This window comes from Actinosynnema sp., from assembly GCF_052038725.1.
In genome coordinates this window covers 1-6761 of the sequence record NZ_JBQGCX010000580.1, presented here as the reverse complement: position 1 = coordinate 6761, position 6761 = coordinate 1, and the positions used below count along the sequence as shown (strand labels likewise).

The 6761-nt window shown below is 73.3% G+C and carries 7 protein-coding genes; 2 read left to right on the top strand and 5 right to left on the bottom strand.

Annotated elements, in window-relative coordinates; genetic code table 11:
* The 5 genes from ACTUAL_RS12155 to cmk all read right to left on the bottom strand — a co-directional run.
* A partial coding sequence (locus ACTUAL_RS12155) for a histidine kinase (protein ID WP_440900306.1) occupies positions 1-728 on the bottom strand: 728 nt, incomplete at its 3' end.
* Positions 725-1369, bottom strand: a complete 645-nt coding sequence (locus tag ACTUAL_RS12150; protein ID WP_096492196.1) for a response regulator — start codon at positions 1367-1369, stop codon at positions 725-727. The genes ACTUAL_RS12150 and ACTUAL_RS12155, both read right to left, overlap by 4 nt.
* A gap of 41 nt (positions 1370-1410) precedes the next feature.
* Positions 1411-2826 (bottom strand): ribosome biogenesis GTPase Der, encoded by a 1416-nt coding sequence (gene der / locus ACTUAL_RS12145; protein WP_440900305.1) that lies wholly within the window; start codon positions 2824-2826, stop codon positions 1411-1413.
* Complete coding sequence (locus ACTUAL_RS12140; RefSeq protein WP_440900304.1) at positions 2823-3611, bottom strand: lysophospholipid acyltransferase family protein; 789 nt, start codon at positions 3609-3611, stop codon at positions 2823-2825. Before ACTUAL_RS12140 ends, der begins: the two co-directional genes overlap by 4 nt.
* The gene (cmk, locus tag ACTUAL_RS12135; protein WP_440900303.1) at positions 3608-4327 is read right to left on the bottom strand and encodes a (d)CMP kinase; all 720 of its coding nucleotides are present in this window, start codon (positions 4325-4327) and stop codon (positions 3608-3610) included. The genes ACTUAL_RS12140 and cmk overlap by 4 nt, the downstream gene beginning before the upstream one ends.
* A gap of 678 nt (positions 4328-5005) precedes the next feature.
* On the opposite strand from cmk, the gene ACTUAL_RS12130 reads away from it, so the two are divergent.
* A complete protein-coding gene (locus tag ACTUAL_RS12130) occupies positions 5006-5488 on the top strand; it encodes a cation:proton antiporter regulatory subunit (protein ID WP_015800451.1) in 483 nt (160 codons plus the stop codon).
* A 5-nt stretch (positions 5489-5493) separates the two neighbouring features.
* Positions 5494-6675, top strand: coding sequence for a cation:proton antiporter (locus ACTUAL_RS12125; protein WP_096492192.1), 1182 nt, complete (start codon positions 5494-5496; stop codon positions 6673-6675).
* Positions 6676-6761: the final 86 nt, after the last annotated feature.

The following is a 6761-nucleotide window of genomic DNA, read 5'->3' as shown; positions in this document are numbered from 1 at the left end:
GTTATCCGGGCGCCGGTCGCGGTGGCTCTGGCCACCAGGGCCGGGAGGTCGTGGTGGGTGTTGGGGGTGGGGGCGGAGTTCAAAAGGCCCAGGGTTGCGCGCATCTCCGCCAAGGACTCCTTCGCCAGGGCGCGGAGGCGGGTTGCGGCTGCCCTGGTTTCCGGGTCCGGGGTGGTCGCGGAGAGGGCCGCGGCCTCTACGGCTATCAGGGTGGCGTGGTGGCCCACCACGTCGTGGATCTCCCTGGCTATCCTCGCCCGCTCGGCCGCCCTGGCGCCCTCCTCCCGCGCGGCCAGCTCCGCCGTTCTCGCCCTCCGGGCCTCGGAGAGGGTCGCGGTCAGCTCTTGGCGCATCCTCAGGAGCGCGCCCAGGGCTGTGGGCATCACGGCCATGAAGAGGGTGAACGCGTAGGTCAGGACGGCTTGGGTGAGGGGCGGGGACTGGGTGACCACCGAGGGGGTCGCCGCTGCCGCGGAGCTCACGACGACCCAGGTGGCGGCCAGCGCGGGGCGCTCGTGCCTGCCCACGCGGTAGAGGGCCACCACGGCGGGGGGCCAGCCCAGGCCGCCGATCAGAGCGGGGAGGCAGGCGCAGGGGGCCGCCTTGCGGAAGGGGAGGGCGGCGCAGGCCAGGAGAGCCAGGGGTTCGGACCAGGGGTGGGGGCCCGCGTCCACCAGGAGGACCAGGGCCGCCGCGGCTGCGGGGGACACCAGGGAGCGGGCGGTCACCACGTCCGGCCCACCCGGTGGGCCACCAGGGCCGCCTGCACGCGGTTCTCCACGCCCAGCTTCATCAGGACCGTGCTGACGTACGACTTGACGGTCGCCTCGCTCAGCCCCAGCTCCGCCGCGATCGCCGCGTTCGGCAGGCCGTCCGACAGCAGCTCCAGCACCTGGCGCTCGCGCGTGCTCAGCGCGTCCAGCTGGGGGTTCGGGCGCAGCAGCCTGCCCGCCCTCAGCCTCGGCAGCAGCCTCGCCGCGATCCTGGGGTCCAGGACCGCGCCACCCGCCGCCAGGTCCAGCACGGCCCTGACCAGGACTTCCGGCTCCGCGTCCTTGAGCAGGAAGCCCTGGGCGCCCACGTCCAGGGCCGTCGCCACGTAGTCGTCCAGGTCGAACGTGGTCAGCACCGCCACGGCGGGCGGGTCCGGGCGGCCCAGGAGGACGCGGAGGGCCGACAGGCCGTCGGTTCCCGGCATCTGCACGTCCACGAGCGCCACGTCCGGGGCGGTGGCGCGGACCGCGGACAGCAGGGCCGCGCCGTCACCCGCCTCGGCGACGACCTCGACCCGGCCGTCCGCCTCCAGGAGGACCTTCACCCCCCGGCGGAGCTGCGGCTCGTCGTCCGCGAGGACCAATCGCACCGGCACAGCGCAAAGGCAACCTCACTGCGCCGTTCGGGGCAACCGGATCACTTCTTCGCGCGCTTCTCCCGCTTCTCGCGCACGCGCACCGAGATCCGCACCGGGCTGCCCTCGAAGCCGAACTCCTCGTGGAGCTTGCGCTCGATGTACCGGCGGTAGCCCGCCTCCAGGAAACCGGTCGTGAACAGCACGAACGTCGGCGGCCTGGTGGCCGCCTGGGTGGCGAACAGGACCTTCGGCTGCTTGCCGCCGCGCACCGGCGGCGGGGTCGCGGCGATCAGGTCGGTCAGCCACGAGTTCAGCCGTCCGGTGGGCACGCGGGTGTCCCACGAGGCCAGCGCGGTGCGCAGGGCGGGCGCGATCTTGCGCACGGAGCGGCCGGTCAGGGCCGAGATGTTCACGCGCTCGGCCCACGGCACGCGCACCAGGCCGCGCTCCAGCTCGCGGACCATGGCGTTGCGGCGGTCCTCGTCGACCAGGTCCCACTTGTTGAACGCCAGCACGCACGCGCGACCGGACTCCACGACCATGGTCAGCACCCGCAGGTCCTGCTCGCTGATCGGCTCGCCCGCGTCCAGCAGCACGACCGCGACCTCGGCGGACTCGATGGCCGCCTTGGTGCGCAGCGACGCGTAGTACTCGGCGCCGCTGGCGAAGTTGACCCGCTTGCGCAGGCCCGCGGTGTCGACGAAGCGCCACACCTCGTCGTCCAGCTCGACCAGCGAGTCGACCGGGTCGACGGTGGTGCCCGCGACCGAGTCGACCACCGAGCGGTTCTCGCCGGTGAGGCGGTTGAGCAGGCTCGACTTGCCCACGTTCGGGCGGCCGACGAGCGCCACGCGGCGGGGGCCGCCGGTGTTCGCGCCGAACGTGTCGCGCGGGGTCTCCGGGAGGACCTCCAGGATCTTGTCGAGCACGTCGCCCGAGCCGCGGCCGTGCAGGCCGGACACCGGCATCGGCTCGCCGAGGCCCAGCGACCACAGGGTGGCGACCTCGGCCATCAGCCGCTCGTCGTCGACCTTGTTGGCCACCAGCAGCACCGGCGCCTTGGAGCGGCGCAGCACCTTCGCGACGGCCTCGTCGGTGGTGGTGGCGCCCACGGACGCGTCGACCACCAGCAGCACCGCGTCGGCGGTCTGCATGGCCAGCTCGGCCTGCGCCGCGACGGAGGCCATCATGCCGGTGGCGTCGGGCTCCCAGCCGCCGGTGTCGACCACGGTGAACTTCCGGCCGTTCCACAGGGCGTCGTAGGCGACGCGGTCCCTGGTCACGCCGGGCACGTCCTGCACGACCGCCTCGCGGCGGCCGATGATCCGGTTGACCAGGGTCGACTTGCCCACGTTGGGGCGGCCGACGATGGCCAGCACCGGCTGGGCCGGGGTGGCCTCGTCAGCGTCCGCCGACTCGTCGTCGAAGGCGGTCCAGTCGGACTCGTCCGTCCACGTGCCGTCCAAGTCCGTCATCGTGCTTCTCCATTGCTTCGTCTGGTGTCGAGCTCGGCCACCAGCGCCGCGAGGCGGTCGCGGACCTGCTCGGTTGCCTCGGCCAGGCCCTGCCTGCCCTTGGCGGTGGACGCCTCGAACGGCTCGCCCACGAGGATGTCGACCACGGGCAGGAACCGGCGGCGGGAGCCCTCCGGCCTGCGCGCGCCGCGCACCGCCATCGGGACGATGAGCGCCCCGGAGGTGCGGGCGAGCCACGCGGCGCCCTGCTGCGCGCTGGCCATGTCGCCGTCGCCCCTGGTGCCCTCGGGGAACACGCCGAGCGTGCCGCCCGCCTTGAGCACCTTCTGCGCCGCGATCAGGGTGGCGCGGTCGGGTTCGCCGCGCTTGACGCCCAGCTGGCCCGCGCTGCGCAGGTACGCGCCCACCAGGCCCTTGAACATCTCGTTCTTGATCAGGAAGACCATGCGGCGCGGCATCTTGATGACGCCGAAGATCAGCGGGCCGTCCACGAAGGAGCTGTGGTTGGCCACGACGACGATGCCGCCGGTGGCGGGGATGCGCTCCAGGTTGTGCGCGCGCACCCGGTAGGGGAAGGCGAAGAAGCGCCTGCCGAGCCAGCGGGCGAACGTGTGGCCGAGGTCGGTGGCGCCCTCGGGCAGCTGGGTCGCGTAGGAGAGCTTGACGCTCTTCTTGCGCAGCTTGGGGAACTCCGCGACGCGCGCGGGGGCGGCGCTCACGGGGGCGCCCGCGCTCTCGGCGCTCTCGGGGGTCCGCTGGGGACCGCTGTCGGTGCGCTCGCTCATCCCGTCACCCGCTCGTGGCGAAGCCCGCGCTCCTCGACCATGGCCAGCAGCGCGTCGAGCGTGCCCGCCAGGTCGAGCGGGGTGGTGTCCAGCTCGACGGCGTCAGCGGCCGGGCGCAGCGGGGACACCTGGCGGGTCGAGTCGTAGTCGTCCCGCCGTGTCACGTCCGCGAGTGTCCGCTCCACCGTCGTCGCCCGCCCCGAGTCGTTGTCCTGCTTGGTGCGGCGGCGCGCGCGGGCCTCGGCGTCGGCGGTCAGGTAGACCTTGAGCGGCGCGTCGGGGGCGACGACGGTGCCGATGTCGCGGCCCTCCACGACGATGCCGCCCGCCTGCTCGACCGCCTCGGCGATGATCCGCCGCTGCTCGGCCACCAGCAGCTCGCGCACGCCGCCGGTCGCGGAGACCGGGGACACCGCGAGGGTGACCTCGGGGCCCCGGATCTCGGCGCCGACGTCGACGCCGTCGAGCCGGGTGGTCGAGTTCGCCGGGTCGGTGCTCTGCACGAGCAGCGCGCGGCGCGCGGTCCCGGTCACCGCCACCGGGTCGTGGGGGTCGACGCCCGCGCGCAGCACCGCCAGCGCGACCGCCCGGGACATGGCGCCCGGGTCCAGGTAGCGAGCCCCCAGGCGTGCGGCCAGTCCGCGCGCGGCTGAGGACTTGCCGGTGCCGGAAGGCCCGTCCAGGGCCACCACGCCACGCAGCTCACCGTGTCCCACCGCAGGTTCCTCCAAGCCGAGCCGCTGATCCGAGCAGAAGTCTGATTCGGCTCATTGTGCCCGGTGTGCGGGGTCACCTTCGAATCGCCCTGGTCAGGGGTCCGGGAACGGGCGGGGGCGGCGGGAAGGGCCTGATCACCGGCGGTGGCCGGGTGGGCGGTCCGCGCGGGTCCGCGGCGGCGGCGCGGGCGGTGGCGGGCGGAATTCGCGCGCGGCGGGGACGGCGGCGATTCCGGGGGTCGGCGGGCTCGCCCGCGCGCGGTGGTGGGGCACCTCGCCGAAACGGGTGGAAAAGGGCGTTCCGGGATGAATCCCCGAGCCCCGCGCGTTGGGATCCAGCGAGCCCGCTCACAACCGGGGAGGCGGCGCGGGCGAGGTTTCGGCGGTGGCGAAAAGTCCGTTTGGTTCCAAAGGCCCGAAAAGCCCGCGACCTGCGACGATCGTCCCGCCCGACCTTCAGCGAACAGCAAGGTTCGCCCGTTTCACGCGGTCCGCGCAGCTTGTAGCGTGCGGTCGCGCCGGGAACCGGACGATGCTCCGAACGGCCCAGCGCCGCGCACCCGCGGCGACCGCCGTCCCCCGTCCGCCCACCTCCCGCAGCGGGGGCACAATCGCGGTTTCCCGGTTTCCGCGAGAAGCGCTCCAGCGGGAACAACCCGAAAGGCAGGAAGGCAGTCCGTGAACGTCGAAGTAACCCCCCTTCCGGGGATCGGCACCCGTCAGGACTTCATGATCCGAGCCGGGCGTCGCATGGGGGTGATCACGTACCGCGACGGCCGCTTCGAGCTGATCATCTCGAAGGAGGAGGACGCGGACGCGTGCTCCGCCTCCATAGCGCTCACGCCCGCCGAGGCGGGCACGCTCGCGAGCCTGCTCGGCGCGCCCGGCCTGGTCGCGCACCTGGAGCACCAGCACAAGGACGTGGCGGGCATCACCACGCGCCAGTTCCCGATCGTGCCGGGCTCCCGGTACGACGGCGAGACGCTGGCCGCCACCGAGCTGCGCACCCGCACGGGCGCGTCGGTCGTGGCCGTGGTCCGCTCCGGCAACGCGCACCCCTCGCCCCGCCCCGACTTCGTGTTCGAGGGCGGTGACCTGGTGGTCGTCGTCGGCACGTCCGAGGGCCTCGCCTCGACAGCCGACGTCCTGGGCGGTGGCTGAGCCAGGTGCACAACACGGCCATCTCCCTCATCCAGCTGGGCGCGATCTTCTTCGGGCTCGGCGTCCTCGGCAGGCTCGCCTGGAAGATCGGCATCTCGCCGATCCCGCTCTACCTGATCGGTGGGCTGGCCTTCGGGGAAGGCGGCCTGGTGCCGCTGCACGGCATCGAGGAGTTCACGCACATCGCCAGCGAGATCGGCGTGATCCTCCTGCTCCTGCTGCTGGGCCTGGAGTACTCGGCGAGCGAGCTGATGACCGGGCTCAAGCGGTCGTGGACGGCGGGCGTGGTGGACATCGTCCTCAACGCCACGCCGGGCGCGGTCGTGGGCCTGCTGCTGGGCTGGGGCCCGGTGGGCGCGCTGGCGATGGCGGGCGTCACCTACATCTCGTCGTCCGGCATCATCGCGAAGGTCCTCGGCGACCTCGGCAGGCTCGGCAACCGGGAGACGCCGGTGATCCTGTCGGTCCTGGTGTTCGAGGACCTGGCGATGGCGCTGTACCTGCCGATCCTGACCACGGTCCTGGCGGGCGTGAGCTTCGTCAGCGGCCTGACGGCGGTGGGCATCTCGCTGGCCGCGATCACCGTGGTGCTCGTGGTGGCGCTGAAGTACGGCCGCTACGTGTCGGCCGTGGTGGACAGCCCGGACCCCGAGGTGTTCCTGCTCAAGGTGCTGGGCGCCGCGCTGCTCGTGGCGGGTGTCGCCTCGCAGCTGCAGGTGTCGGCGGCGGTGGGCGCGTTCCTGCTCGGCATCGCGATCTCCGGCTCCACGGCGGAGAACGCGACGCGGATGCTGGAACCGCTGCGGGACCTGTTCGCCGCGATGTTCTTCGTGGTGTTCGGGCTCAACACCGAGCCGTCGTCGATCCCGCCGGTGCTGGCGCTCGCGCTGGGGCTGGCCGCGGTCACGACCGTCACGAAGGTGCTGACCGGCGCGTGGGCGGCGAAGCGTCAGGGCATCGGTCCGATGGGCCGGGCGAGGGCCGGGGCGGCGCTGGTGGCGCGCGGCGAGTTCTCCATCGTCATCGCCAGCCTCACCGTCGCGTCCGGCGCGGTGGACGGGGAGCTGGCCGCGCTGGCGACCGCCTACGTGCTGCTGATGGCGGTCTTCGGACCGGTCGCGGCGCGCGTGGTGGAGCCGGTGGCGCGGATGGTCCAAAAGCGTGGTGCTGTCACGGCATCCGCTTAAGGCGGTATCCCGGGGCGTTGTGGGCGTTCGACTATGACGTCGCGGGGGCGGGATACCCCGCCACGCGGGGCCGTCCGCGCGGCAGC